General features: G+C 72.0%; 21 protein-coding genes. 4 read left to right on the top strand and 17 right to left on the bottom strand.

The window, feature by feature from the left end:
• The first annotated feature begins 72 nt into the window (after nt 1-72).
• Nucleotides 73-2,259 carry an MMPL family transporter gene (locus tag AB0B33_RS03520; RefSeq protein ID WP_360766360.1) on the top strand — a complete coding sequence of 729 codons (2,187 nt, stop codon included), beginning with the start codon at nt 73-75 and terminating at the stop codon, nt 2,257-2,259.
• Between the two features lie 139 nt (nt 2,260-2,398).
• Here AB0B33_RS03520 and AB0B33_RS03515 read toward each other — a convergent pair whose 3' ends face one another.
• Genes AB0B33_RS03515 through hisD form a run of 4 tightly spaced genes read right to left on the bottom strand, consistent with a single transcriptional unit; the run spans nt 2,399 to nt 5,575 of the window.
• On the bottom strand, nt 2,399-2,557 hold the full coding sequence (locus AB0B33_RS03515) for a hypothetical protein (protein WP_247012455.1): 159 nt from the start codon (nt 2,555-2,557) through the stop codon (nt 2,399-2,401).
• Complete coding sequence (gene hisB / locus AB0B33_RS03510; protein WP_360766358.1) at nt 2,554-3,153, bottom strand: imidazoleglycerol-phosphate dehydratase HisB; 600 nt, start codon at nt 3,151-3,153, stop codon at nt 2,554-2,556. The genes AB0B33_RS03515 and hisB overlap by 4 nt, the downstream gene beginning before the upstream one ends.
• On the bottom strand, nt 3,150-4,250 hold the full coding sequence (locus AB0B33_RS03505) for a histidinol-phosphate transaminase (protein ID WP_247012459.1): 1,101 nt from the start codon (nt 4,248-4,250) through the stop codon (nt 3,150-3,152). The genes hisB and AB0B33_RS03505 overlap by 4 nt, the downstream gene beginning before the upstream one ends.
• On the bottom strand, nt 4,247-5,575 hold the full coding sequence (gene hisD / locus AB0B33_RS03500) for a histidinol dehydrogenase (protein ID WP_247012461.1): 1,329 nt from the start codon (nt 5,573-5,575) through the stop codon (nt 4,247-4,249). Before hisD ends, AB0B33_RS03505 begins: the two co-directional genes overlap by 4 nt.
• A gap of 84 nt (nt 5,576-5,659) precedes the next feature.
• Here hisD and AB0B33_RS03495 point away from each other — a divergent pair, with 84 nt between their 5' ends.
• Nucleotides 5,660-6,454, top strand: a complete 795-nt coding sequence (locus AB0B33_RS03495) for a carbon-nitrogen hydrolase family protein (RefSeq protein WP_360766354.1) — start codon at nt 5,660-5,662, stop codon at nt 6,452-6,454.
• Nucleotides 6,455-6,535: 81 nt separating this feature from the next.
• Here the strand turns inward: AB0B33_RS03495 and AB0B33_RS03490 are convergent, their stop codons facing one another.
• From AB0B33_RS03490 to eccB, 3 genes are read right to left on the bottom strand one after another with little or no spacing between them, the layout of a single operon-like run.
• On the bottom strand, nt 6,536-7,195 hold the full coding sequence (locus tag AB0B33_RS03490; RefSeq protein WP_247012463.1) for a response regulator transcription factor: 660 nt from the start codon (nt 7,193-7,195) through the stop codon (nt 6,536-6,538).
• Nucleotides 7,192-7,884 (bottom strand): response regulator transcription factor, encoded by a 693-nt coding sequence (locus AB0B33_RS03485; RefSeq protein WP_247012465.1) that lies wholly within the window; start codon nt 7,882-7,884, stop codon nt 7,192-7,194. The genes AB0B33_RS03490 and AB0B33_RS03485 overlap by 4 nt, the downstream gene beginning before the upstream one ends.
• 11 nt (nt 7,885-7,895) lie before the next feature.
• The gene (eccB, locus tag AB0B33_RS03480) at nt 7,896-9,317 is read right to left on the bottom strand and encodes a type VII secretion protein EccB (protein WP_360766350.1); all 1,422 of its coding nucleotides are present in this window, start codon (nt 9,315-9,317) and stop codon (nt 7,896-7,898) included.
• Between the two features lie 138 nt (nt 9,318-9,455).
• Between eccB and AB0B33_RS03475 the strand changes: the two genes are divergently transcribed.
• Entirely contained in the window at nt 9,456-10,505 is a 1,050-nt protein-coding gene (locus tag AB0B33_RS03475; protein ID WP_360766347.1) for a type VII secretion protein EccE, read from the top strand.
• 4 nt (nt 10,506-10,509) lie between these two features.
• Here AB0B33_RS03475 and AB0B33_RS03470 read toward each other — a convergent pair whose 3' ends face one another.
• From AB0B33_RS03470 to AB0B33_RS03440, 7 genes are all read right to left on the bottom strand, one after another.
• Nucleotides 10,510-11,277: a hypothetical protein gene (locus AB0B33_RS03470; protein WP_360766344.1), complete on the bottom strand. Its 768-nt coding sequence runs from the start codon at nt 11,275-11,277 to the stop codon at nt 10,510-10,512.
• A 625-nt stretch (nt 11,278-11,902) separates the two neighbouring features.
• Nucleotides 11,903-13,273 carry a type VII secretion integral membrane protein EccD gene (gene eccD / locus AB0B33_RS03465; protein WP_360766341.1) on the bottom strand — a complete coding sequence of 457 codons (1,371 nt, stop codon included), beginning with the start codon at nt 13,271-13,273 and terminating at the stop codon, nt 11,903-11,905.
• Nucleotides 13,273-13,593: a YbaB/EbfC family nucleoid-associated protein gene (locus AB0B33_RS03460; protein WP_360766339.1), complete on the bottom strand. Its 321-nt coding sequence runs from the start codon at nt 13,591-13,593 to the stop codon at nt 13,273-13,275. The genes eccD and AB0B33_RS03460 overlap by 1 nt, the downstream gene beginning before the upstream one ends.
• The gene (locus tag AB0B33_RS03455) at nt 13,590-14,060 is read right to left on the bottom strand and encodes a hypothetical protein (protein ID WP_360766336.1); all 471 of its coding nucleotides are present in this window, start codon (nt 14,058-14,060) and stop codon (nt 13,590-13,592) included. The genes AB0B33_RS03460 and AB0B33_RS03455 overlap by 4 nt, the downstream gene beginning before the upstream one ends.
• Nucleotides 14,060-15,421 (bottom strand): WXG100 family type VII secretion target, encoded by a 1,362-nt coding sequence (locus tag AB0B33_RS03450; RefSeq protein ID WP_360766333.1) that lies wholly within the window; start codon nt 15,419-15,421, stop codon nt 14,060-14,062. Before AB0B33_RS03450 ends, AB0B33_RS03455 begins: the two co-directional genes overlap by 1 nt.
• Before the next feature lie 3 nt (nt 15,422-15,424).
• A complete protein-coding gene (locus AB0B33_RS03445) occupies nt 15,425-16,483 on the bottom strand; it encodes a hypothetical protein (protein ID WP_360766330.1) in 1,059 nt (352 codons plus the stop codon).
• Nucleotides 16,484-16,514: 31 nt separating this feature from the next.
• A complete protein-coding gene (locus tag AB0B33_RS03440) occupies nt 16,515-17,288 on the bottom strand; it encodes a WXG100 family type VII secretion target (RefSeq protein ID WP_360766328.1) in 774 nt (257 codons plus the stop codon).
• Between the two features lie 142 nt (nt 17,289-17,430).
• Here AB0B33_RS03440 and eccCa point away from each other — a divergent pair, with 142 nt between their 5' ends.
• A complete protein-coding gene (gene eccCa / locus AB0B33_RS03435; RefSeq protein WP_360766325.1) occupies nt 17,431-21,357 on the top strand; it encodes a type VII secretion protein EccCa in 3,927 nt (1,308 codons plus the stop codon).
• A 1-nt stretch (nt 21,358) separates the two neighbouring features.
• Here the strand turns inward: eccCa and AB0B33_RS03430 are convergent, their stop codons facing one another.
• From AB0B33_RS03430 to AB0B33_RS03420, 3 genes are all read right to left on the bottom strand, one after another.
• Nucleotides 21,359-21,982, bottom strand: a complete 624-nt coding sequence (locus tag AB0B33_RS03430) for a hypothetical protein (protein WP_360766322.1) — start codon at nt 21,980-21,982, stop codon at nt 21,359-21,361.
• Nucleotides 21,983-22,125: 143 nt separating this feature from the next.
• Nucleotides 22,126-22,395 (bottom strand): hypothetical protein, encoded by a 270-nt coding sequence (locus AB0B33_RS03425; RefSeq protein ID WP_360766320.1) that lies wholly within the window; start codon nt 22,393-22,395, stop codon nt 22,126-22,128.
• A 9-nt stretch (nt 22,396-22,404) separates the two neighbouring features.
• Nucleotides 22,405-26,613, bottom strand: coding sequence for a polymorphic toxin-type HINT domain-containing protein (locus tag AB0B33_RS03420; RefSeq protein ID WP_360766317.1), 4,209 nt, complete (start codon nt 26,611-26,613; stop codon nt 22,405-22,407).
• Nucleotides 26,614-26,800: the final 187 nt, after the last annotated feature.

The raw sequence follows: 26,800 nt of genomic DNA, 5'->3' as shown, positions 1-26,800 counted from the left end.
TGCCGATCGGCTAGCTTGGAGAGAGACCTGATGGAGTGAACCGAGCCCGTTCGGGCGAAACGGAGCTGACTCGTGGCGACCTTCCTGTACCGGCTCGGCCGGTTGTCCTTCCGACGGCGAGCGCTGGTCGCCGCTGTCTGGGCGGCCGTCCTCGTGGCGCTCGGGCTGGGTGCCCTGACGCTTTCAGGCCAGCTTTCGAACTCGGTGACGATCCCCGGCACCGAGTCGCAGCGGGCGATCGACCAGCTGACCGAGAAGTTTCCGCAGGCCAACGCCGGGGGCGCCACCGCGCGCGTCGTGATCGAGGCTCCGGCCGGGGCCACGGTGACCGACGCGAAGGGCAAGGCCGCCGTCGAGTCGCTCGTCACGCAGCTGAAGACGGCCCCGAAGGTCGCCGCCGTCGTGGACCCGTTCCAGGTGCAGTCGATCTCACCCGATCAGCGCGTCGCCTTGGCCCAGGTCAGTTACGGAGCGAAAGCGTACGAGCTGACCGAAGAGGACCGCCAGGCGCTGCAAGCCCCCGCAGACGCCGCCCGTGCCGCCGGGTTCACCGTCGAGTTCGGCGGTGACGCCGTGCAGGGCATCCCCGAGACCGGCGCCACCGAAGGCCTCGGTGTCGCGGTCGCCGCCGTCGTGCTGATCATTACCTTCGGCTCGCTCGTCGCGGCCGGCATCCCGCTGCTCACCGCGCTGATCGGCGTCGGCACCGGGATGGGCGGCATCTTCCTCGCGTCCGGTTTCCTCGAGCTGAACTCGAACACGCCGATCCTCGCGCTGATGATCGGGCTGGCCGTCGGCATCGACTACGCGCTGTTCATCGTCTCGCGCTACCGGCACGAACTGGGTCTCGGCCGAGAACCGGAGGAAGCCGCCGGGCGCGCGGTCGGCACCGCCGGCTCGGCCGTCGTGTTCGCCGGGCTCACCGTCATCATCGCGCTGGCCGGCCTGACCGTCGTCGGGATCCCGTTCCTCGGCCAGATGGGCGTCGCCGCCGCGGTGACCGTCGCGGTCTCCGTGCTCATCGCGCTGACGCTGCTGCCCGCGGTGCTCGGGTTCGCCGGCGCCCGCGTCGCCGGCAACCGCATCCGGCTGCGCCGCAAGGCGGTCGAACCGACGCACGGTGAGCGCTGGGCGCGGTTCGTGGCCCGCCACCGGATCCCGGTGCTGCTCGTCGCGCTGGCCGGGATGGCCGTCGTCGCGCTGCCCGCGCTGAGCATGCAGCTCGGCCTGCCCAACGACAGCACCGCCGCGCCCGAGTCGACGCAGAAGAAGGCGTACGACATCGCGAGCCGCAGCTTCGGCGAGGGCTCCAACGGCCCGCTGCTGGTCGTCGTCGACACCCGCGCGAGCACCAACCGCCAGGCCGCGCTCGGCCAGGCCGCCGCCGACATCCAGAAGCTGCCCGACGTCGCCGCCGTGACGCCGCCGCGCGTCAACCAGACCGGCGACACCGCGCTGCTGACGGTGATCCCGAAGAGCGGCCCGAGCAGCACGCAGACCGAGGACCTGGTCGCCGCCATCCGCGCCGGATCGGGCGTCCTGGAGAACGCGACCGGCGCGAAGCTCGCCGTCACCGGCCAGACCGCGGCGAACATCGACGTCTCGGAGAAGCTGTCGGACGCGATGCTGCCGTACCTCGCGCTGATCGTCGGGCTGGCGTTCGTGCTGCTGATGCTGGTGTTCCGCTCGGTCGTGGTGCCGCTGAAGGCGACGATCGGCTTCCTCGGCTCGGTCGCGGCGACGTTCGGCGCGGTGGTCGCGGTGTTCCAGTGGGGCTGGCTGACCGATCTGCTCGGCGTCGCGTCGACCGGCCCGATCATGAGCATGCTGCCGATCCTGCTGATCGGCGTCCTGTTCGGGCTCGCGATGGACTACCAGGTGTTCCTGGTGACGCGGATGCGCGAGGAGCACGTCCACGGCGCGGAACCGCAGGAGGCCATGGTGACCGGCTTCCGCCACGGTGCGCGGGTGGTCGTCGCGGCCGCGCTGATCATGATCAGCGTGTTCGCCGGCTTCATCCTGGCCGAATCGTCACTGATCCAGTCGATCGGCTTCGCGCTGGCGTTCGGCGTGCTGGTGGACGCGTTCGTGGTCCGCATGACCCTGGTCCCGGCGGTGATGTCCCTGCTCGGCCGCGGCGCGTGGTGGCTGCCGAAGTGGCTCGACCGCATCCTGCCGGACGTCGACGTCGAGGGCGAGAAGCTCACGAAGCACCTGGACGAGCCGGAAGAGCGCGAACTGGTCGGCGCGAGCCGCTGAGCGGAGCCTCCCCCAGCCCGGCCGTGATGTGGCGCCCACATCACGGCCGGGCTCTTTTCCGGTTGCCGACCGATGGCTCCTGTTCGGCGGATGTGTCTCAGGCCCTCGCCCGCGTCACCAACGTCATGACCCGCAACAGCTAGCTGGACAACCAGAAGATCGCGCCGCCGACAGCCAGCAGGGCTGCGATGCCCAGCACCACCGCGATGAACTTCGCCGTCTTCCACGTCGAATACACGCCGCCCACCAGAAATCCGCCGAGGGCCAGCAAAAGGACTCCGACGACGCTGCTGTTCACAGAACGCCCTTCGTGGAGGGGATGCCGCCCGCGCGGGGGTCCGGCTCGGTGGCCGTGCGCAGGGCTCGGGCCACCGCCTTGTACTCCGCCTCCGCGATGTGGTGCGGGTCGCGGCCGTGGATCACCCGCACGTGCAACGCGATCTGCGCGTGGAACGCCAGCGAGTCGAACACGTGCCGCGTCAGCACGAACGGGTAGTTGCCGCCGATCGTGAACGTGTTGAACTGCTCCGGCTCACCGACGTGCACGCAGTACGGGCGGCCCGAGACGTCGATCGCCGCGTGGGCCAGGGTTTCGTCCATCGGGATCCACGCGTCGCCGAAGCGGCGGATGCCGCTCTTGTCGCCCAGGGCCTGGCGGATCGCCTGGCCGAGGACGATCGCCGTGTCCTCCACCGTGTGGTGGGCGTCGATGTGGACGTCGCCGGTCGCCTCGACCTTGAGGTCCAGGGAGCCGTGGACGCCGAACGCCGTCAGCATGTGGTCGTAGAACGGGACGCCGGTCGAGATGTCGACCTCGCCCGTGCCGTCGAGGTCCAGCTGCACGAAGATCGAGGACTCCTTGGTGGTCCGCTCGACCTTGCCGATGCGCGTCATCGGGAAACTTCCTTACTCGCCTCGAGGAAGGCGTCGTTCTCTTCCGGGGTGCCGATGCTCACGCGCAGGTGCCCCTCGATGCCGGGGTCGCGGATCAGCACGCCCGCGTCCAGGTAGGCCCGCCACGCGGCGCCCGGGTCGGGGAAGTGTCCGAAGAGGACGAAGTTCGCGTCGCTCGGGACCGGCTCGAAACCCAGGCCCGCCAGCGCTTCCACGACGCGGTCGCGTTCCGCGGACAGCTTGTGCACGCTGCCCAGGGTGGCGTCGGCGTGGCGCAGTGCCGCGCGCGCCGCCGCCTGCGTCAGCCGCGAGAGGTGGTAGGGCAGGCGCACCAGCTGCAGCGCGTCGACGACGGCGGGCGCGGCGGCCAGGTAACCCAGGCGGCCGCCGGCGAAGGCGAACGCCTTGCTCATCGTGCGCGACACGATGAGCTGGGCCGGGTAGTCGCCCAGCAGCTCCACCGCGCTCGCCCGCGAGGAGAACTCCGCGTACGCCTCGTCGACGACCACGATGCCGGTCGCCGCCTCGATCACCACGCGCAGCTCGCCCTTCGGGATCGAGCCGCCGGTCGGGTTGTTCGGGCTGGTGACGAACACGATGTCCGGCCGCCGCTCGCGGATGAGCCGCGCGGCCGCCGCCGTGTCCAGCGTGAAGTCGGGGCGGCGCGGGGCCGGGACCCACTCGGTGCGGGTGCCCGAGGCGATGATCGGGTGCATCGAGTACGACGGTTCGAAGCCGAGCGCGGTGCGCCCGGGACCGCCGAAGGCCTGCAGGATCTGCTGCAGCACCTCGTTGGACCCGTTGGCGGCCCAGACGTTCGCCTCCGACAGCACGACCCGCGTCGACACGCTCAGGTAGTCGGCCAGGTCCTGGCGCAGCGCCAGCGCGTCGCGGTCCGGGTAGCGGTGCAGCTCGGCCGCCTCCGCGCGGACCGCCGCCACGACGTCCGCGACCAGCTCGGGCGGCGGCGGGTACGGGTTTTCGTTGGTGTTGAGCCGGACCGGGACGTCCAGCTGCGGCGCGCCGTACGGGGACTTGCCGCGCAGGTCCTCGCGCAGCGGCAGTGCGGCCAGGGTGATCTCGTCGCCGAGCGTCATCGGGCCTCCTCCCCCGCGAACCGGGCGGTGACGGCTTCGCCGTGCGCGGGCAGGTCCTCGGCGTTCGCCAGCGCGACGACGCGGCCGGCGACCTCGCGCAGCGCGTCCTCGGAGTAGTCCACGACGTGGATGCCCTTGAGGAAGCTCTGCACCGACAGGCCCGAGGAGTGACGGGCGAACCCGCCGGTGGGGAGCACGTGGTTGGACCCGGCGCAGTAGTCGCCGAGCGAAACCGGGGCGTACGCGCCGACGAAGATCGCGCCCGCGTTGCGGACCCGGGCCGCGACCGCGCGCGCGTCCGCCGTCTGGATCTCCAGGTGCTCCGCGGCGTAGGCGTCGACGACCCGCAGCCCGTCGTCCACAGTGGACACCAGGATGACGCCGGACTGCTTGCCGCCCAGCGCTTCGGCGACCCGCTCGCTGTGCTTGGTCGCGGCGACGCGGCTGGCCAGGTCCTTGTCGACGGCGTCGGCCAGCTCGGCCGACGTCGTCACCAGGACGCTCGCCGCGAGGGGGTCGTGCTCGGCCTGGCTGACCAGGTCGGCGGCGACGTGCACCGGGTCCGCCGTCTCGTCGGCGAGGATGGCGATCTCGGTCGGCCCGGCCTCGGCGTCGATGCCGATCAGGCCGCGCAGCAGCCGCTTCGCCGCGGTCAGGTAGATGTTGCCCGGCCCGGTGACGGTGTCGACCGGGGCGAGCTCGGCGCCGTCGGTGTCCGTGCCGCCGTACGCCATCAGCGCCACGGCCTGCGCGCCGCCCGCCGCCCACACCTCGTCGACGCCGAGCAGCTCGGCCGCGGCGAGGATGGTCGGGTGCGGGAGGCCGTCGAACGCGGCCTGCGGCGGCGAGCACACGACCAGGGAGCCGACGCCCGCGATCTGCGCCGGGACGACGTTCATCACCACGGTGGACGGGTACACGGCCAGGCCACCCGGGGCGTACAGCCCGACGCGCTCGACCGGCACCCACTTCTCGGTGACTGTGCCGCCCTCGACGACGGTGGTCGTGACGTCGGTGCGGCGCTGCTCGGCGTGCACCTTGCGGGCGCGGGTGATCGACTCCTCCAGCGCCGCGCGCACGGCCGGGTCCAGCTCGGCCAGCGCCCGCGTCAAGCGCTCGCGCGGCACCCGCACGGACGCGGGGCGCACGCCGTCGAACCTCTCGGTGTACTCGAGGACGGCTTCGACACCGCGGTCGCGGACCGCCTCGACCACCGGGCGCACGTGGTGCAGCGCCGCGTCCACGTCGTATTCGGCGCGTGGGAGCGTCGCGCGCAGTTCGGCGGCGGTCGGGACCTGCCCGCGCAGGTCGGTGCGGTTCAACATGCCCTCCAGGGTACGAGGTCACACTGGAGCGCTCGTCGGCGATACTCCCCGGTGACGGCGGATCCCAGCATGCAGGAGGCAGCGGTGGCGCGAATCGCGTTGTGCCAGGTCAACTCGGGTGACGATCCGGAGGCGAACCTGAAACTCGTTCGCTCCGGGGTGGAAGCCGCGGTGGCGGGCGGCGCGCGGATCGTCGTGTTCCCCGAGGCGACGATGGCGCGCTTCGGCCGTCCGCTGGAACCGGTCGCCGAGCCGCTCGACGGGCCGTGGGCCTCGGCGGTGGCCGCCGTCGCCGCCGAGTACGACGTGGTCGTCGTGGCCGGGATGTTCACCCCGGCGGACGAGGGCCGGGTCCGCAACACGCTGCTGGTCACCGGCGGCGGCCACCACCGCGGCTACGACAAGATCCACCTCTACGACGCGTTCGGGTTCGCCGAGTCCGACACGGTCGCCCCCGGTGCCTCGGCGACCACGTTCGAGCTGGACGGCGTGGTCTACGGCGTCGCGACCTGCTACGACGTGCGCTTCCCGGAGCTGTTCCGCGCCCTGGCCGACGACGGCGCCGACGTCGTCCTGCTGCCGGCGTCGTGGGGCGCGGGCGAGGGCAAGCGCGACCAGTGGGAGGTGCTGGTGCGGGCGCGGGCCCTGGATTCGGGCTGCTGGGTGCTGGGCTGCGGCCAGGCCGACCCGGCGGCGACCGGAACCGCGGTGAACCCGAAGGCACCGACCGGGATCGGCTTCTCGACGGTCTCCGACGGCTTCGGCCGCGTGGTCGTCCAGGCGGGCGCGGCGCCGGAGACGCTGCTGGTGGACGTCGACCCGGCCGTGTCGGCCAAGGCCCGCACCGCGACGGGAGCCCTGGCCAACCGCCGCCTCTGAACCCGCAAAGCCGCACTTTCACGTGAAAGTGATCCGGAGTGCGCACTCCGGGTCACTTTCACGTGAAAGTGCGGGGTTCTGTCAGCGGAGCAGGCCTTCGCGGATGGCGACCCGTACGAAGCCCGCGCGGCGTCGTTCGCCGGTCTTGTCGCGGATGCGGTCCAGGTAGGACCGGACCGTCCGGACGCTGATGTTGAGGATCTCCGCGACGTCGACGTCCCGCTCCCCGGCCGCCACCAGCCGCAGCACCTGCTTTTCGCGTTCCGACAGCACGATCTTCGGGCCCGCGTGCCGGTCTTCGCTGTCCTGGATGATCATCCCGGCCAGCGTCGGCGACACGTACGCGTTGTCGTCGGCGATGGTGCGGATCGCGCGCAGCAGCTCGTCGCCGTCGACGTCCTTGGACAGGAAGCCCTTCGCACCCGCCTGCATCGCGCCGAGCACCTCCGGCTGTTCCGCGTGCGCGGACACCACCAGCACCTTGTGCCCCATCTGCCCCACTTCCAGGACCGCGGCCGCGTCCTGGACGCCCCTCAGCTTCAGGTCCAGGACGACGACGCTGCCCGCCGGCTGGTCCTGGACCGCGAACCGGGCCACCGAGTCGGCGACCGCGCCGAGCTCGATGTCCGCGGCCTCGGTGAGCACGCGGGTCAGCGCGTACCGGTAGAGCGGGTGGTCCTCGATCACGCCCACGTGGATCCGCCGCGGGGGCGGGGCCGGGGTCTCTTCCTCGTCGCTCATTTGCGGCCGCCGCGCCGGGGGCCCGCGCCGCCGATCAGGCCGCGCCGGATGGCTTCCTTCACCAGGCCCGGCCGCCGCCGCTCCCCCGTCTTGTCGCGGATGCGGTCGAGGTAGCCCCGCACGGTCCGGACGCCGATGCCGAGGATCAGCGCGATGTCGACGTCCCGCTCCCCCGCCGCCACCAGCCGCAGCACCTGTTCCTCGCGCGGCGACAGCTCGACGTCCGCCGAGACGGCCGGGCGGTCCGCGTTGTCCTTCATGATCATCCCCGCGACCACCGCCGAGACGTACGCGCCGCCGCCGGCGACCGTCTTGATCGCGATCAGCAGCTCGTCGGCGTCGACGTCCTTGGACAGGAAGCCGCGCGCCCCCGCCGCGATCGCGCCCAGCACGACTTCCGGCTCCGCCTGGGCGGAAACCACGAGCACGTGGTGCCCGAGCTCGCACACCTCCAGCACCGCCGCGGCGCCCGCCACGCCGGGCAGCCCGAGGTCGAGCAGGACGACGCTGCCCGGTGGCTGCCGGTGCACGTGGAACCGCGCCACCGAGTCGACCACCGCGCCGAGCTCGACGAAGTCGGCCTCGGCCAGCACGCGCTCGACGGAGACGCGGTACAGCGGATGGTCCTCGATGACCGCGACGCGGACCCGCCCATGGTCCACGTCGCCGGTCGAACGCTCTTCTGTCATTTGCACGACTTTCACCCCGTTCCACCCGACGGAGCCGGCCGCCCGGCCGTGGCCGGGTCCAGCGCGGGGCCCGTCGGCACCAATGCCAGCAAACTACCTGCGACCGGTGACTTCGCCACTCCTCCGTAACCGAGCGAGGACAGCGCCTGCGCGCTCACCACCGGGTACTTCCGGCCCGTGTCGGTCACCAGGTAGGTGGTGGCCGAGCCGGCTTCGACGACGACGGCTCCCCCCGACGGAGGTACGAACACCTCGTCCGCCACCCTTGCTTCGGTCCGGGTGGCGACCTGGATTGCCTTGGCACCAGGGGAAAGCGGGAATTCGGCCGAAACGAGCAACCGGCTGCCCTGAACGCACAGGGAAACCGAGCCGCCGGTGATCGGCGCCTTGCCGGGGATGCGGTCGGGGTAGGCCGCCGGGTCGGCGCCGCCGGCGCGGGGCGCGGCGACCTTGGCCACCGCGGCGACGTCGGCCGCGCGGACCTCCACCGGCGCCGGCGGTCCGGCGTAGGCGGCGGCGTTGGCCTCCGTCGTCACCAGGAGGCTCGCTTCGGTCTGCCCGACCGGCTCGAGACCGTCGCGGCGGACGAGGTAGTACGAAGTCGCGGCGCCGGGCGCGGCCATCGCGTCGACGACGGCGAGCACCTCACCGACGCGGGTTTCGCGGCCGCCCACCGCGGGGCCCCGGTCGCCGGCGCCCTCGACCGGGAGCGCGGCGAGGTCGCGCCCGGCCGGGACGGTGTCGATCCACCGCGAGGACACGGCGATCGTCGGGTAGCTGTCGAACTGCAGCGCGGTCGCGGCTTCGTCGCTGAGCTTGTAGCGCCGCCCGCCGGCGAGGAGGAAGCGGTCGCCCTGCGGCAGCCGGACGATCACGCCCTGGTCCCGCGGCAGTTCGACGCCGGACGCGGGCGGGGCCAGCAGGACGGCGGTGCGCGGTTCCTCCGACGCCGGCGCGTCCTGGCTGGTGCGGCTGCAGCTCGTCCAGGCGGCGCTCACGAGGGCGCCGGCCGCGGGCAGCGAGTCGGGTGCGCCCGGGATGCCGATCTGGGTGCCGCGGCCCGCCTTGCCGAGGTTCTCCGGCGACACGCTCACGGTCGCCTCACCGGTGCCGCCGGCCAGCAGCCGCGCGGACGCGTAGTTGAGCACCGGGTGCAGCACGCCGTCGGCGCCGAGGACGAACCGCGCACCGGTGCCCTCTTCGACGATCACCTTGCCGCCGGCGAGCCAGTCCTTGCCGCCCGAGGGGTTCAGCAGGCCGATGATCCCGAAGACGGCGGTGACGAGCAGCGCGGCCACGAGCCCCAGCACGGTGGCGAGCACGAGCCGGCGGCTGGGCGAGACGGGGTGGTTGGCGTCGGCGGCGACGAGCGCGGAAACGAGCCTGCGGCGGAGGAACTGGTACGCCTGGATCTGGTCCCGCTGCGTCCACACGCTGTTGTGCCCCCGCTGTGCGTCGTCCCTCCGAGAGGCCGATGCTAAGCACCCTCCCGCGCGGCGGCGAGGGTAATTTTTACGCCCACGCGACATCTGGGGAGGCAGTAGCGTCGGGTTCCGGGGAAAGGGGAGCCCGTGTCCGTCGAAACCGCCGGCGCCGTCCGCCCGGCACCGTCCCGGCCCGCCTCCGCCGCGCTGCCCTGGCTGCTGCCGATCCGGCCGCTGCAGGCCGCGGTGTGGGAGCTCGCGGCCATCGCCGTCCTGCTCGCCTGGCTGGTCGACGGCGTCACGCAGCCGGTACGGATCGTCGTCAGCGTGGTCGCCGGGCTCGTCGTGCTGCTGACGTCGGTGCGGTTCGCCGGCCGGCACCTGGCGGGGTGGGCGCTGACCTGGACGGCGTTCCGGCTCCGGCGCCACGACACCCGCCGCGACAGCCCGGACCCGCTGCTGTCGGTGGCCGGGCCGGTGAAGGTCCGCCAGCACGTCGACCGCGCGGGCAACCGCTTCGGCGTCGCGGAGATCGACGGCAGCTGGAGCGCGCTGGTGCGGCTGACGCCGGGCACGGGAGCGCCGGGCGCGCTGGCCGACGTCCTGCGCGAGGCGTACCGGCGCACGGACGTCCCGCTGGCTTCGGCGCAGCTGCTGACGTGGGCCATCCCGCGCGGCGAGCAGGTGCTGCGCGTCCGCTGGCTGGCGGTCCGCTACCGCCCGGACCAGGCCCCGATCGCGGCACTGGCCCGCGGCGGCGGCGACCTCGGCGCGCTGCGGAGCACGGCGTCGGCGGCGCTGAGCCTGATGGGCGCGCTGGCCGAGGCGGGGTACCAGAGCACGGTGCTGGAGGCCGGGGAGCTGGCGAAGGAGCTGCGGGTGGCGCTGGGCGTCCAGGGCCCCGCGTCCGGCGCACCCGAGAGCTGGAAGGCGTGGACGTGGGGTGGCGGCGCACCGCAGATGTGCTTCGCGCCCCGGTCCGCCCGGATGCAGGACTTCGCGGTCCCGGGCGCGGCGTTCACGGCGACGTCGTACACGCTGACCCGGACCGCTGGTGGGCGTGAGAAGGCGGAAGTGACGATCCGGGTGGGGGCGCGGCCGGGTGCGCCGGTCCCGGTCCCGCCCGCGGCAGTCCCGCTGCACGGCCGGCACGGTGCCGGGGTTCGCCGGACACTGCCGCTCGCACTGGACAGCTGAAAGTTCAGCGCTCGCCCAGTAGCGCGGTCTGGAGGCGGACCACGAAGTCGTCTGCCTCTGCCCGCTTCACGGGATCCGCCAGCCAGCTGCACAGCATCGCTCGACGGAGAACGTGTTGCGGCACTGCCAGGCTGTCCGCCGCAAACGGAATCCACTTGTTGTGCGGCAAGAAGCGGATCTGATCGAATACCATCTCCACTTCTGCCTGGCTTTTTCCCAACAAAGTACTCAATTCATCGACTCGATCGACACAAGCGGACAGCAGCTCCGACTCGGGCCCCGCCAAGCCTGGCAGACACAGGGTCCGGCCATCCGACGAGGTCGTTTTTCCCTGCTGGTCGGCGTCCAGCACTGCGGCAATACCCACTCGCCTGATCCTGGACAAGTCCTTGACGATCCGCGCTGCGGCGGTCGCACCGCCAACGGCGACGATCTCGCTCGTGGCGATGAGACCAGGAGCGAGAATTGCCAGCAATGCGTCGATAAAACCTGCGGCTTCGTCGTCCTCCACGAACACGATGCCGCGCAACTCAGGGCGTTCGTTGCGGTAGAGCGCGACCTGGTCGTCACGCTCGGGCTTCACCACCCGGATACCGGAAGCCGTCAGCGTCAGGACGCGAATCAGCTCAGGTGGGACCCTGGCGAGAATATCGCGTGAATTGGTAGCCAGCACGGCCTGCACGTCATTGGCAAGCGCCAACCGAGCCAGTTCGGCGACCAACGGCCCCTGTCCACGCGCAGCCAGGCCACGTTCCGGCTCGTCGATGAGCAAGACGTCGTCGGGACACGGAGAACGGAAGGCCCCAGACAATGAGCTTCGACCACAAACATATGCTCCGCACAGACGGGACTCGACCGCAACTTCTCCAATCTGCCGTCGTCTTAATTTCGACCGAATCGAAGTTGTAAAGATCCTCTCGGTGGCGAATCGCATCGCCAGACCGGATCCAAATGTTGTGCATTCGCAGCATGGACTCCGGCCGCAGAATGTGCGCGAACGGAGCGATCTCGACCTGAGGATCCCATCTCGTGCCGACTTCCTCCGTGAACGAAGCTGCTCTCACGATCGGCACGCCGTCCGACGTGGCACGCAGAACGAACCTACCGGGTTGCTCGGTGACGACGGGTGGGGAGTCATCACTCGACCAGTAGTTGCAGGTCAGCTCTTCCAGCAACCTGAGCAGGAAGGATTTGCCCGTTCCGTGCAGTCCGCAGAGGACCGTGAACGCACCGAATTCGATCTCCTGATCAGCGAATACCGACGATCCTGTCACCGTCAAGGAGTCGACGCGGCGACTGACCTTCGCGTCGGCAAGCCGCCGCCACACTTTCTGCTCATCGGAAACCACCGGTGCAACTCTGCACCGCGGCAAACCGGAGAGCAAACCGTTTCGTACTCAGCCGCGGACGGCCTCGTAAACTCCCGCGATCATGCCCACGAACGGGACCAGCGACAGCAGCACCAGGAACTCGGACACGTCCAGCAGCCGCGACCAGTACGGCGAACGCAGCCCCCGCGCCACCCGCGTCGCGTAGACCAGGCACACCACCGCGGCCAGCACGACCGCGCAGCCCGCCGCGAAAACCACCGTGCGATTGCCCGACGCCACCAGCCACACACCGGCACACACCAGGCTCAGGATCCCGAAACCGACGAGCACCAGCCGCTGCGAACGACCGGCGTACGACCGGGACCGCAGGATCCACGCCACGCCCAGCACCGCCGCCAGGCCGGCTTCCCACGGGCCGTGCGAAGACAGCACGATGGAAGAAGCCAGCACCACCAAGCCGAGTGCGATGAGCAGGCCCGTCAGCACCGCTTGGGCGCGGGACGTCCGGCCGATCATCTCCGTGCCGAGCGACGGCTGTTCGTCCGCGCGGAACGCCTCCATGTCGTCCGGGACGCGGGGCAGCGGCAGCCGCGCCAGGCGCAGGGACAGCATCGGGGCCACCGCTGCCAGCGCCGTGCACAGCACCGCTGCCACCGAAGCCGCCGAAGCGGGTGAGACGCCGGCCAGCAGGACCACGCCCGTCGTCACCGCGCCTACGCCCGCCGCACCGGTGATCGCCACGAACCACGGGAGGCGGTCGGCCACCGAGACCGCCGCCAGGACGCCGTACACCGTCACCGCCGCCAAGCCCGCTGCCAGCGGGCCCGCCGACAGCGAGAACAGCGGGTGCGGCGGCAGCACCGACATCCCCGCCAGCAACGCGACCCCGACGCCCGCGACCGCGCCCGCGGCACCGGCCTCGGCGTCGCCGTAAGCGCGGCTGAGCGCGCCGCCGCCGAGCAGCAGCACCAACGCCAGCAGCCCGGTGCCGATGGGCGCCAGGACGCTGCCGGACGCCGCCGACTGCACCAGGAGACCGCCCGCCAGCAGCAGCACCACCGCGGCCACCAGGCCGGACCGGCGGGCCACCGACGGGCTCCAGCCGCCGGAGGTGTCGGCGACGCTCGCGATCGAATCGACGACGTCGTCGAACAGCAGCGGACCCCGCGGGCGTTCCCGCGGGGTCAGGTGGAGCACTTCGCCGTCCCGGATCTGGGCGGCCGCGACGCTCAAGCCGAGGGCCAGTGGTGCCCCGCCGAGCCGGGAGAGCACCCAGCCGGGGTGCTCCGCCGACGCCTGCCCGGCCGCCCCGGCCAGGCGGACCAGCTGGGGCACCAGCTCGGCGAACGTCGACTGCTGCGGCAGCGCGACGTCCACGCGGGCCCTCGGCGTGACCACCGTGACCCGGCGGGTCGTGCCCGTGAGCGACGCCGTCATCAGATGTCTTTCGCGGCCGAGATCACCGGGGCGAACTTGGCGTTCGACGCCTCCGCGAGCTTCTGCAGCCCGGCGTTCACCGCCTCGAGGACGATCTCCGAGAGGTTGCGGGCGTCGTACTCGCGGATCGCGCGGGGGTCGATGTCGATCGAGGTGAACCGGCCGTCGCCGCGGAGGGTGACGGTGACCTCGTTCTGGCGCGAGTGCGCCTTGACCTCCATCGCCTCGACCGTGCGCTGGATCCGCTGGACCTCTTCGGTCTGCTTGCGCACCTGCGCGAGCAGCTCGTCCATGTCCGGCACCGCGTACGGATCGGTCACTGTGCTTTCCCTTCGTGCTGGCGGACGCGGACGCTGCCCACGAACCGCTGGAAACCGGGTGAGAGCCGCCGCGCGGTAGCGGGCGCGGCCGTGCAGGCGAGCTCGAGCACCAGCCGGTCCGCCGGCACCGCGCCGGGAACCGTCAGGTGCACCTGGGTCTGGATCAGCTCGTCGCCTTCGCCGGTGCGCAGGCGCAGCAGCTGCATGACGCCGGGCGCGGCCGGGTCGCCGACGTCGCGCCGGCTCAGCACTTCGAGCCCGGCCAGCGTGCGGGAAAGCCGTTCGACGGCTTCGGCGGCGATGGCGTCGATCGACGCGTCGTCCGGCCGCTGCTGCACGCTGACCGTGATGTTCGGCGTGAACTCCTCGCCCGGCACCGGGTGCACGGCGACGAAGACCGCGCCCGAGCCGCCCGGGTCGACGGCGGTCCAGCCGTCCGGGATGACGAAGTCGAGGGGAAGCGTCATCACAGCCCCACGTACGAAACGGCGTCGTCCCAAGCGGAGCCGACCGCGTTGGCCGCGTCGTTCGCGGCGGTCCCGACGTAGTCCGCGGCCGCGCCGCCGTATTCGGTGATCGTGTGGCCGAGCTTCGGCAGGTCGATGTCGATCTTCGCGCCGACGCCGAGCCCGAGACCCAGTGCCGCGCCCGCCTTGAAGTTCACCTTGAGGTGCCCGGCGTCGTAGACGGCCTGGGCGTCGAGCTGCGCGCCGAGGCCGTACTGCAGCGTGCCGTTCGCGCCGACGCCGACACCGGCGACGTCCGCGGCGACCTCGCCCTCGACCTTCCCGCCCACGAAGGCGTTCGCGTGCGCGCCGACGCCGTGCGCGCCGATCGTGCCGGACGCGCTGACCTCGCCGCCGGCGAACACCGTGCCCTTGGCGTGGGCTTCGGCGACGCCCCACTCCTTCTTGGCCTCGGCCTCGCCGTGCACCGCCGCGAGTTCCGCGTGCCCGGACGCGCCGACGTCCCAGCCCTTCGACGTGACCTTCCCGTCGTACTCCGGGGAAAACCCGTCCTGCTCGTGCTGGAACTTGTAGTAGGTGATCTCGGTGTTGCGGCCGATCTTGTTCTTGAGGCCCTCGGCTTCCGGCTGCCCGAACGGCGTGTCCGCCTTCTTCGGCGCGCGGGTGCCTTCGAGGCCGTCCCAGGTGAGCTTCTTCCAGCCCGAGTTGCCGAACCACGACGGCACGGTCCGCGGCCGCTTCCGGCCGTCGAGCGGTTCGCCGTTGAGCCAGTGCAGCGGGCCGCGCGCCCACTTGCCCAGCTCGTGCTCCAGCCGTCCGACGCCTTCGGGCGGGAACAGCCCGGCGAGCGCGTCGGAGAACTCGTCGACGACCTGGCGGGCGGCCTGCACGCTCTGTTCGCCGAGCTGCCGGGCGGCCTGGATGAACGCGCCGACCGAGCCGGAGTTCACCGCGCGCGCCTGGGCGGTCAGCTGCTGGGCGTACTGGTCGAACTGCGCGAGCACCGAGTCCACGGCGGCTTTCGCCGACTGGACGAGCTGCGACGCGGTGGCGAGCCGTTTCGCCTGGTCGTCCAGTTTCGTGGCGGCGTCGGTGAGTTCTTCGCCGAGTTTTCCCGCCGCCGTCGCGAACGCGGTGTAGGCGTCGCCGTCCCAGTCCGCGTGCAGCGTCTTCGCCGACTCGTCGACTTCGCGGGCCTTGCCCGAGACCGTCGAAGCCTGGGTGGCGACCCGTTGCGACGCGGCGCTCAGCGCCCCAGGATCACCGGTGACGCGCCTCTGGCACTCGACGAGCACGCGCCGGTACCCGGACAGCACGGAGCTGACCACCCCCGACGCGTCGACGACCCCCGAGGACCACATGGGCTAGTTCCCGGCCGCGTCGTAGCCGACGTGCTGGCTGAAGTGCTTGCCGTTGTAGTCCAGGTCGATGTCGAGGTCGAAGTCCTGGCCGCCCGGGGCCTCCACAGTGGACTCCCCGGTGGTGAGGTTGGTGTGGATGACGACCTCGTCGGCGCTGTGCACCGGCGCCGCCGGCTGCGTCACCGGCGCGGGCTGCGTGACCGGCGACGGCTGGGCCGGCACGGTCGCGCCGTGCTGCGCCGGGTCGACGGCGATCCAGCTGTTCGCCGGGTTCAGCGGGGTGCCGTTGCCGGTCACCGCCGCGCCGCCACTGGAACCGCCGCCGGTGGCGAGTGCGGGCGGGGTGTAGTCAGTGAACGAGGGCTGCTGCGGGATCCCCCCGCCGCTCCCGCCCGCCACCGCCTGCTGCCCGGCCGAGCTTGCCACCGGCGGCGGGGACTGGGGCGCCGTCACGGGGGTGTTCCCGATCGACGGCGTCGTCGCGCCCGCACTGCCGGAGTCGTGGTGGAAGAGCTTCTCGATCTCGCCGATGACCTGCGCGAGCGTGGTGATCTGCTGCGCGAGGTCGACCGCGCCGAGGGCCTTGAGCAGCGCGCCGATCGCGGTGATGAACGCCCGCAGCGACGCGCTCGTCGCGGTCGACAAAGCGACCGCCGCGCCGTAGGTCCACGGGTTCGACATCAGCGAGGCGACCGTCGGGTTCACCGCGGCCACGACCGAGCGGTACGCCTGCTGCGCCGTCTTGACCAGCGTGCCGGACACGCCGAGCAGCTCGGCGCCCTTCTGCACGACGTTGATGATCGTCTCGAGCTGCTTCAAGGAGTCGGCGATCTTCTTCAGCGCCGACTCGCTCGCCGCGCCGGACCAGATCTTGCCGAGCTGGTCGGCGGCCTTGGTGAGCTCGGAGTACATGCTCAGGAACTGCTCGGCCTTCTTGACCAGGTCGACCACGTGCTTGGCGATCTGCTCCGGCTGGCCGGTGACGATCTGCGGCAGGATGGTGATCGGCCCGCCCGAAGACGCGGTCGCGTCCATCGCGCTGGAGTTCGGGAAAGTCAGCATCGGACCTCACAGAGTCTCGGGGTGCGGAGGGTCAGACGACGGAGGCGGGCCGGTACACGCTGACCCTCGCCAGCCCGCTGATCCGGGCGTCGAGGAGCCCGTGGTTGTACAGGCGGCCGCCGTCGCCGGCGACGCCGATGACCGGCTGGCGGTCGGAGAACAGCAGTGGTTCGACCACCACGACGTCCCCGCTGTGCACGCCGCCGGGAACGTCGGAGAAGGTGCGGGCCGTGCCCGCGTAGACCTCGATCAGCCCGACCCGCGCCTGGTTGTCGGCGTCGCCGGCGAGCCAGTCGTTGAAGTCGGCGACCCCGTGGAACCGGGCGTCGGTGATCGGGTGGTCACCGAGCCCGCCGAGCCGCGCGTCCCCCAGGTAGCGCAGCACGTTCCCGACCGACGACGGCTCGCCGTGGGCACCCGCGCTGTCGTTGATGGCGAGGGTGGCGAGCTCCGACGCGTGCGAGTTGCCCCAGATCGACGAGGACGGCGCCGTGCTCCCGTCGTGCCCGCCGCCGTAGCCGGCCGCGGCGTCCTGGTCGGCCGCCTGGTAGGCGTCCGCGCTGGCCTTGACCAGCCCGTTGATCTGCTGCAGCAGCTGCAGGAGCGTCCGGACGGCGGTGATCTGGCTGGAGTGCAGGGCGGCGTTCGCGGCGGCGACGGCGCTGCCGAAGGTCGCGAACGACATCGGCTGCACGACCAGGCGTTCCAGATCGGCCACGGCGTTGATGCCGTGGGCCAGGATGCCCCCGACGTTGCCCACGGCGGAGCGCATCGCCTCGGGCTCAGCCCGGTACTCGCCGGCCATGGGTCTCCTTCCGGATGGCTTGTCCGGCTGAGCGTAAGTTCGTCCCCGGAAGCGGGCGGACGGCAAAAGTACCCACCGCGGCGTGGCGGTAAGTGGCCAAAATACCGGTCAGAGCCACCCCGATCCGCTGGAGCATTGCTACATGAGCCTCACGCCCGAGCGTCCTTCCGAGATCGTGCTGCAGTCGCCGCCGATGCTCCCGAAGAGCTCGTCCGGCGGGATGGTGCAGCTCATGATGTTCCTGCCGATGATGCTCGGCATGGGCGCGATGTCGTTCGTCTACATCGGACGTGACGGCGGGGTGATGACCTACATCTTCGGCGCGCTGTTCATCTGCGCCATGGGCGGCATGGTCGTGATGTCGCTCGGGCGCGGCGGGATGGCGAAGAAAGCGCAGATCAACGACGAGCGCCGCGACTACCAGCGCTACCTCTCCGGGCTGCGCGCCCAGGTCCGCGACATCGCCGACGGGCAGCGCGCGGCCATGGTCGCCGTCCAGCCCGACCCGGCCGACCTGTGGGCCTACGTCGAGTCCGGGAAGCTGTGGGACCGGCGGCCCACCGACTCCCAGTTCGCGCAGGTGCGCGCGGGCACCGGGCCGCAGCGCCTGGCGACGCCGTTGAAGGCCCCGCAGACCGTGCCGCTGGAAGACCTGGACCCGGTGTGCTCCACCAGTCTCAAGCACTTCATCCGCACCTACTCGACGGTGGACGGCCTGCCGGTGGCGTTGTCGCTGCGGTCCTTCGCCGCGGTGACCCTCGCCGGACGGCGCCCGGACGTGCTCGGCCTCACCCGGGCGCTGCTGTGCCAGCTCGTCGCGTTCCACTCCCCCGGTGACCTGCGCGTCGCGATCTGCGTGTCCCCGGACCGGCAGCACGACTGGGAATGGGCGAAGTGGCTGCCGCACGCGACGGCGGCCGGCGCGACCGACGCCGTCGGCTCCCGGCGCCTGGCCGCGGACTCGGCGGCGGGACTGGCGGAGCTGCTCGGCGCGGACCTCGGCGAGCGCCCCGCGTTCAGCCGCCGCGCGGCGAGCCAGCTCGACCTGCCGCACCTCGTCGTGGTGGTCGACGGCGGCAACGCGCACGGCGAACCGCGGCTGATCGGCGAAGACGGCCGGCTCGGCGTCACCGTGCTCGAAGTCGGGCAGGAGCACCCTCGGACGTACTCGACCGAGCGGCTGCTGAGCCTGCACACCACGCCCGACTCGCTCGGCATGGTCGTCGGCGACGCCACCGAGCAGCGGCTCGGCTTCCTCGGCCGCCCGGACATCCTCGACCGCGGCGCCGCCGAAGCGCTGGCCCGCATGCTGACGCCGTTGCACACCCCGGCCGCGGTCGTCGGCGAGAAGCCGATGTCGTCGACCTTCGGGCTGTCGGGCCTGCTCGGCATCGGCGACCCGCGCGACACCGACACGGCGGTGACGTGGGCACCGCGCGCGGCCCGCGACCGGCTGCGGATCCCGCTGGGCGTCAACCCGGACGGCCGCCCGGTGGAGCTGGACCTCAAGGAGTCGGCCGAGGGCGGGATGGGCCCGCACGGCCTGGTCATCGGCGCGACCGGGTCGGGCAAGAGCGAGCTGCTGCGGACGCTGGTGACGGCGCTGGCGGTGATGCACTCGTCGGAGACGCTGAACCTGGCGCTGATCGACTTCAAGGGCGGCGCGACCTTCGCCGGGATGACCGGCCTGCCGCACACCTGCGCGGTCATCACCAACCTTTCCGACGACCTCGCGCTGGTCGACCGCATGGCCGACGCGCTGAACGGCGAGCTGCTGCGGCGTCAGGAACTGCTGCACGCGGCCGGGAACTACGCGTCCGTGCGGGACTACGAGAAGGCGCGCGCGGACGGCGTCCCGCTGGACCCGCTGCCGTCGCTGCTGGTCATCATCGACGAGTTCAGCGAATTGCTGTCCGCCCGGCCGGAGTTCATCGACCTGTTCGTCGCGATCGGCCGGCTCGGGCGGTCCCTGGGCATTCACCTGCTGCTGGCTTCGCAGCGGCTGGAGGAGGGCCGGCTGCGCGGGCTCGATTCCCACCTGTCGTACCGGGTCGGGCTGCGGACGTTCTCCGCCGCGGAAAGCCGCGCGGTGCTGGGCGTCGCCGACGCCTACCACCTGCCGCCGGTGCCGGGGTCGGCGTACCTGAAGGCCGACACCGACACGCTGATCCGGCTCAAGGCCGCGTACGTCTCCGGGGAGCTGCCGCCGCGCAGCACGGTCGTGCGCGAAGACGGCCAGGAGCTCGGCGTGCTGCCGTTTTCGCTGGCCCCGGTGGAGATCCCGGTGACGACCGAGATCGAGGACGCGCCGAAGGCCGACGGCACCGGCGAGACGATCATCCACGCGATGCTGTCCCGGCTGGAGGGCCGCGGGCCGTCCGCGCACCAGATCTGGCTGCCGCCGCTGAACGAGCCGCCGACGCTGGACCAGCTGCTGCCGCCGCTGGGCGAGGACGCCGCGCGCGGCCTGTGCCCGCTGGGCTGGGGCGGCAACGGGAAGCTGACGATCCCGGTCGCGCTGGTGGACAAGCCGTTCGAGCAGCGCCGCGACATGATGTGGGCCGATTTCTCCGGTGCGGGCGGGCACGCGCTGATCGTCGGCGCCCCGCAGACCGGCAAGTCGACGCTGATGAAGGACATCGCGGGCATGCTCGCGCTGACCCACACCCCCGCCGAGGTCCAGTTCTTCGTCCTCGACATGGGTGGCGGCGCGCTGGCCCCGATCGCCGGGCTGCCGCACACCTCCGGCTACGCCACCCGCCGCGACGCGCAGCGCTGCCGCCGGGTCGTCGCCGAGCTGACGACGTTGCTCGAACAACGCGAGGAGTTCTTCGCCGCCAACGGGATCGAGTCGATCACGACGTTCCGGCAGCGCCGCGCGGAGTTCACCGAGAGCACCGACGGCCGCGAGTTCGGCGACGTGTTCCTGTTCGTGGACAACTGGACCACGATCCGCCAGGAGTACGAGCAGCTGGAGGAGCAGATCACCGGGCTGGCCGCGCGTGGTCTCGGGTTCGGCATCCACGTGATCGTCTCGCTCAACCAGTGGATCGGCGTCCGCGCCCAGCTGCGCGACGCGATCGGCACGCGCTTCGAGCTGCGCCTGGGCGACCCGATGGACTCCTCCATCGACCGCAAGGTGGCGGTCAACGTCCCGGCCGACCGCCCGGGCCGCGGCATCACGGCGGAGAAGCTGCACTTCCTGGCGGCGCTCCCCCGCATCGACTCGGACCAGCGCCCGGAGACGATCGGCTCGGGCGGCGTCGACCTCACCCGCCGGATTTCGGAGGCGTGGAAGGGCCCGCGCGCCCCGCAGGTCCGGCTGCTGCCGCCGGAGGTCCCGCTGGACACGCTGCCCGCGGCCCCGTCCCGCCAGGTCACGCTGGGCATCGCGGAATCGACGTTGCGCCCGGTGTACCTGGACTTCGCGGCGGACCCGCACTTCGTGGCCTTCGGCGACGTGGAGTCGGGCAAGAGTTCGCTGCTGCGGGCGATCGCCCACGGCATCACGTCGGCCTACACCCCGGAGGAAGCGGCGATCATCGTCGCGGACTACCGGCGCGGGTTGCTCGGCGCGGTCCCGGAGCCGCACCTGCTGGGGTACGCGGGCGCGGAGGGCAAGCTGACGGACCTGATCGGCGAATGCGCGACGGCGATGCGCAACCGCCTGCCGGGCCCGTCGGTGACGCCGGAGCAGCTGCGCAACCGCTCGTGGTGGCGCGGACCGGAGCTGTTCGTGCTGGTGGACGACTACGAGCTGGTCGCCACGGTCGGGCGCAACCCGCTGCAGCCGCTGCTGGAGTTCCTGCCGCAGGCCCGCGACATCGGCCTGCACGTGATCATCGTCCGCGGCTCCGGCGGCGCCGGCCGGGCGCTGTTCGAGCCGGTCCTGCAGCGCCTGCGGGAACTGGGTTCGCCGGGCCTGATCATGTCGGGCACCAAGGACGAAGGCGCGCTGCTGGCCGACGTCAAGCCGTCACCGCAACCGCCCGGCCGCGGAACGCTGGTGTCACGCCGGCACGGGACGGGGCTGGTCCAGGTGGCGTGGACCAAGCCGGCGGAGAGCTGATTCACCGCGCGGGCGCGGTCATCTCCGTGGCGAAGCGGTAGTAGCAGACCGCGAGGTGCTTGCCCTTGTTCCAGCTGTCGGCGGTCGGCGTGACGACCTGGACGCGCACGTCCGGCAGCTGCCGGGCGTCGGCCTCGCAGCGGGCCAGGGAGCGCTGGTAGACGTCGAGGATGTCGGGCATCGGGCCTTCGCCGAGCGGAAGCACCTCGAACGCCTCACCGGTGTGCCCCTCGGTGCACGACCGCCGGAGGACATCGGAGGCCCCGGACGCGGGCGGCGCCCAGAAGCAGTCCCCGGCGGCGAGGTCGAACCCGTGCACGGCCCCTTCGGGCAGCCCGCCCTGTGCGGCTCGCTGCTGCCACCAGGCGGTCCCGGTGCTGATCTTGTACCCGAGGAACCCCATCCACCCGGCGAAGGCGACCATCCCGCAGATCACGAGGACGAGGCCGCGCTGCCGCTGCTTCCGGATCCGCACCAGCGCGACGACGGCGAAGACCGGGGCGAGCAGGCCACCCATGAGCCCGGAGACGAGCGTGGCAACCGCGTACCGGCTGACGGGCTGACGGCGGAGTTCGCTCCGCATGAGCTCGTCGAAGAGCTCAGGATCGTGCTGTGGCGCTGCCATGGTTCCCCCTCGTGCCGGAGCACGAAGACTCTAACCACCCGGCCGGCGCCGGCCTCACCGCCCGGTCAGGCGGCGAGCACCTCCCGCGCAAGGGAGTCTTCGCCGCCATGAGCGTCGAGCCCTCCTCGGAGACTCGGAGTGGCTCACGCCGGACCGAGCTCCCAGCCGGCCAGCAGCAGCCGCCACCGTTCGTTGATCACTCCGTGCTCCGCGATCGGGTTCATCTCGGGGTCGAAGTACTCGAGGATGTCCCTGCTCTTGGTGAAGGGGATCCCGGCTTCCTCCTGCAGGGCCAGCAGGAACCGGCCGGGTGGGAGCTTTCCCCCCGCGCGCCTCTTCAGGTGTTCGAGGAGGTCGAGGAACGGAGTCCCCGCGACGACCATGGCACGTAGTTCGGACTCTTCACCCGGCACGGCGTTCTCCTACGGGCGCGAAAACTCAGGCTCGACATTGGTGTAATGACCGTATTCACCCCTGAGCTTGCTCTGATCCACCTTGGCGACGGTCAGACCGTACTTGGCGCACTGCCGGCCGGTGAAGGTGTTGGCCGCCGCCTGTTCGTACGTCATGCCGTTCCTGAGGTTCAGGTTGAACTCGTCGAGGTTGCTCGGCATCGCGGGCACCCACTTCCCGCTGAACACCCGGACGTTCTCCGGGCCGAAGGACCTCATCACCTGGGCGAACATGGCTGAGCCGCTCGGCGACAACGCCCCCTTTTCGATGGACATCGTCAGGACGCCGTCGGTCAGGTCGGCCATGATGTGGCCGCCGTCGTCCCCGTAGAAGCGCACGAGCGAGTTGCACGCCGGGTTGTTGGTGTTGTGCACCAGTACGGGCGTGTTCCCGGCCAGCACGTAGTAGGTGTGGACCGCGTTGACGGTCAGGTTGTACGTCCGTTCGGCACCGGGGTGGCGACGCTCGGCCAGAACCGTCGCCCGGCCGGCCTCCGGGGTGTCGAGCAGGTCTCCTGGTCGCAGGTCCGCCGCCGCGGACCAGACGCCCGCCGACGCGTTCCGGTAAAGGTGCTTCGCGGTGGATTCGATCGTCCGGGGACCGTCGGGTGTGCCGACTGCCAGGTCGACGAAGTCGTGATCGTCGTCGGTGACGTGCACGGCCTCGACCAGGTGCTGCTGGCGCCGCGGATCGCCTGGTTCCTCGTTGGCGACGTGGTCGCCGACCGCGATGTGCTCGATCGGTTCGGTGTGCCCGTCGGCCATCAGCACCCGGGTGCCCGCCGCGAAGCTGTTGCCGGTGCACAACGGGAACCGGTTCTCGTACTCCCGTGCGATCCGGGCCAGCTCGGCGCCCTGGAGATCCGCCTGGATCGCCATTTCCGACACCTTGCCGAGCTCCGCCGCGGCTTCCGCGGCCGCGGCGTTGAACAGCCCGTCACCGCGGGCCAGCGCCTCCGCCATCATCGCCGAAAGCTCCCGGGCCCCGGTCAGGCCTAGTTCCGTTTCGGCGTTGCCGAGGAACGAAGCCAGATCGCACTCGGGGCACATCAGCGCGAGCAGCCCCGCGAGCACGAGGCCGGTCACCGACTGCCCGAGCGCCGAATCGCCGTACGGCGCGGGGCCGGGCATGAACTCGGCGTTGAGCAGGTTGCGGGGGTCGAGGCAGTTGCCCAGCTCGACGGTGCCGGGGTCGTTCAGCTGACGGCACAGCTGCTGCAGGTGGCCGAGGATGCGCTGCTGTTCGGCCGGGGTGCCGCTGAACAGCTTGATGCAGTCGTCGGTGTTCAGCGACTGCGCCACCCAGGCGGCCCGGTTGTTGCAGTCCCACGTCCGCTGGTTGATCGCGTTCTGCTTCTCCAGCTTGGCTTTGTCGGCGACGCCCTGCCAAGCCTCCTTCGCCAGTGCGGCGGCCTGTTGCGCGCTTTTGCCCGCGTCGATCGCGGCGCCGTAGGCGATGTTGGCCGAGACTGCCGCGTCCGATGCGTAACCGGCGGCGTCGTACGCCGACTGCTGCGCCCAAGCCGCCGAAGCGCTCGCCTTGTCCGCGGAGACCGCCGCGGCCTTCGCGGCCGCCGCCGCCGTGTTCGCCGACGCCTGGGCCTGCTGCGCCGACTCCGCGGCCCGGTTGGCCGCGTCCCGCGCCTGGTTCGCGTAGGTCGCGGCTTGGGCGGCCGCGGCCGACGCCTGATCGGCGTAGTTCTGCGCGTCCTGCGCCGCGTTGCGCGCGCGGGCGGCCGCGGCCTGGGCGTCGTTCGCGTCGTGCGTCGCGGTCGCGGCGGCCGTCGCGGCCTGGGCGAGCAGGCCGTCGATCGCCGCGTTGTGCGTCGCGGTGTTCTGGTCCCGCCGGGCGGCGGTGAACTGGCCGACCGTCAGGAACTCGTGCCGCAGCGTCGGCGGCCCGTCGATCGCCGCCTGCGCCGCCGCCACGACCTCGCGGGCACCCGCCGCCTTCGCCGCCGACATGACCTGGTTGACCTTGAGGTCCTCGTCGGTGCTCAGCGCGGTGTACTGCCCGGCCTCGAGGAACGCGCGCAGGGCCTGATCGGTGTTCTGGTCCAGCGCCCGCTGCGCCTGCTGCACCACGACCGTCCGGCCCGCCGTGCGCGCGGCGGCCATCAGCTGGTTGACCAGCAGCGAATCATCGGTGAAGCGGCCCGGGTAGTCGCGGCTGCGCAGGAAGTCCCGGACGGCGGTGTCCGAACCGGCCAGTGCGGTCGCCGCCGCGGCCTTGAACCCGTCGGTGGCCGCCTCGCTCAGGTCGCCGAGGACGACGCGGTCGTCCTGTCCCGCGGCGGCGGCGAGACCGGTGGTGATGAAGTCGACGACCTGATCGTCCGAACCGGCCAGCGCGGCGGTCGACGCGGCCTGCGTCCACGGGCCGCCGGTGACGGCGAGATCGAGCGCGACCTTGCGCGCGTCGGTCAGCACCGTGGCCCGGCCGGTACCGGCCGCCTGCGCCTCGGCGATCAGCCGGCTCGTCTCCGCGCTCCAGGTGCTCGCCTGGTCCACGTCCCGCCGCGGCGGGAGCGCGCGGTTCGCGTACTCGTCCAGCGCCGCCTTCGCCGCGTCGTCGGCCTGCTGGCCGGCCAGTGCGATGCGGTCGTCGTCCGCCTTGCGCGCGTCCTGGGCGATCCGGGTGGCCTGGTTGGACGCGTTGACGGCCGCGGTCGCCGCGGCGGTCGCGGCGTTCGCGTGCTGGGTCGCCTGCTCCGCCGCGTTCGCCGCGTTGCCCGCGTGCGCGGCGGCGTCCAGCGCCGCCACTTCCGCGTTGTGCGCGTCCGTGGCGGCGGCGTCGGCGGCCGTGGCGGCCTCGCCCGCGGCCTGGGACGCCTGGTGCGCCCACGCCTGGGACGCGGCCGCGGCCGCGGCCGCGCGGTCGGCCTGCACGCGGGCTCGCGCCGCGGCGGCCTTGGCTTGCCGCGCGTCCGCGCCGGCGGCGGCGGAGCTGGTGGCCGCGTCCGTCGCGGCGTCGGCCGCGATCCGGGACTGCGCGGCGGCGTCCTTGGCCAGACCGCCCGCGGTTTCCGCTTGCTGGGAAACGGTTCTCGCGCTCTGCGCCGCATCCCGGGCCGCCGCCGCGCTCAAGGACGCGTCGTGGGCGATTTGGGCGGCCTCGCGGGCGGCCGCGGCCTTGTCCCGGTCACCGATCGCCAACGCCGCCGCGTCGTAGGCCCGGGAAGCCGCCCGGCCCGCTTGGGAGGCCGCCGTAGCGGCCCGCGACGCGGCGACCGCGGCGGTGTGCGCCGCGTTGGACGCCGCGTTCGCCGCGCCCACCGCCTGCCGCGCGGTCGCCGCGGCCTGGTCGGCGGCATAGGCCGCGCGGGAAGCCGCGGCCGCGGCCTGCTCGACGTGCCCCTGCGCCGCCGCGGCGGCGTCCTTCGCGGCCTGAGCCGCCTTCTGCGCCGCGGCCGCCTCGGTCACCGCGAGATCGGACTGCCGCTTCGCCACGTCGGTTTCGCTCGCGGCCTGCACCGACGCGGCCTTCGCCGTCGCGGTCAGCTGCGCGATCGAGTCCGTCTCCGCGTCGCGCGCCTGGGCGACGGGCAGATCGACGGCCAGGAACTGGTTGAGCGCGTCGACGGAGTTGGCGTCCAGCGCCTGCTGCGCGACCTTCTTCACCTCGGGGCCGCCGGCCGCCATGATCTGGTTGACCTTGAGGTCCTGGTCGACCCGGAACGGCGCCTGCCAGCCGCTGTCCAGGAACGCCCGGAGCGCGTCTTCCGCGTTGGCGTCGAGCGCCTTCTGCGCGGCCTTCCTGACCTGCGGTCCTCCCGCGGCCATCACCTGGTTGACGTGCAGGTCGAGATCCGTGCCGTGCGGGGTGATCCAGCCGGTGTCCAGGAAGGTGTCGAGCGCGGCGTCGCTGTTGGCGTCCAATGCCTGCTGGGCCGCGTTCCGCGTCGCCGGGCCGCCGTTCGCCATCACCTGGTTGACCTTGACGTCCAGGTCGATGGACGTGTCGACGTCCTTCTGCGTGGTGAGGAACCGCGTGATGTCGGCGTCCGTGCCGGCCAGCGCGGCGGCCGCGTCCCGTTTCGTCGCCGGGCCACCGAACTGCCACAGCCGCAGGACTTTCGCGCGATCGCCGCTCGAGGACGCGGCCGCCGTCGCGGCGGCCCGGGGTGCGGCCTGCGCTTGCGGAACAAGCGATGCACCGCCCGCCAGCGAAACCGTCAAAACCGTTATCAGGGCAGCACGAAATCGCCGTCTCGCCGCACGCATTTCAGGTTTCCCCCCTGTTTAACCCGCCCTCACGAACAGAGCCGCCGGCCCCATTCGCCCGCTGGGGACATTAACGGGCCGGGCAGGTGCCATCAACGGCCAAATGGTCGTGATCGACATCACAACGACCGCTCTGACCTCG

Origin of the sequence: Amycolatopsis sp. NPDC049159 (assembly GCF_040648295.1) — a bacterium.
In the GTDB taxonomy this organism is placed as follows: Bacteria; Actinomycetota; Actinomycetes; order Mycobacteriales; family Pseudonocardiaceae; genus Amycolatopsis; species Amycolatopsis pretoriensis_A.
This window is presented reverse-complemented; position numbering and strand designations above follow the sequence as displayed.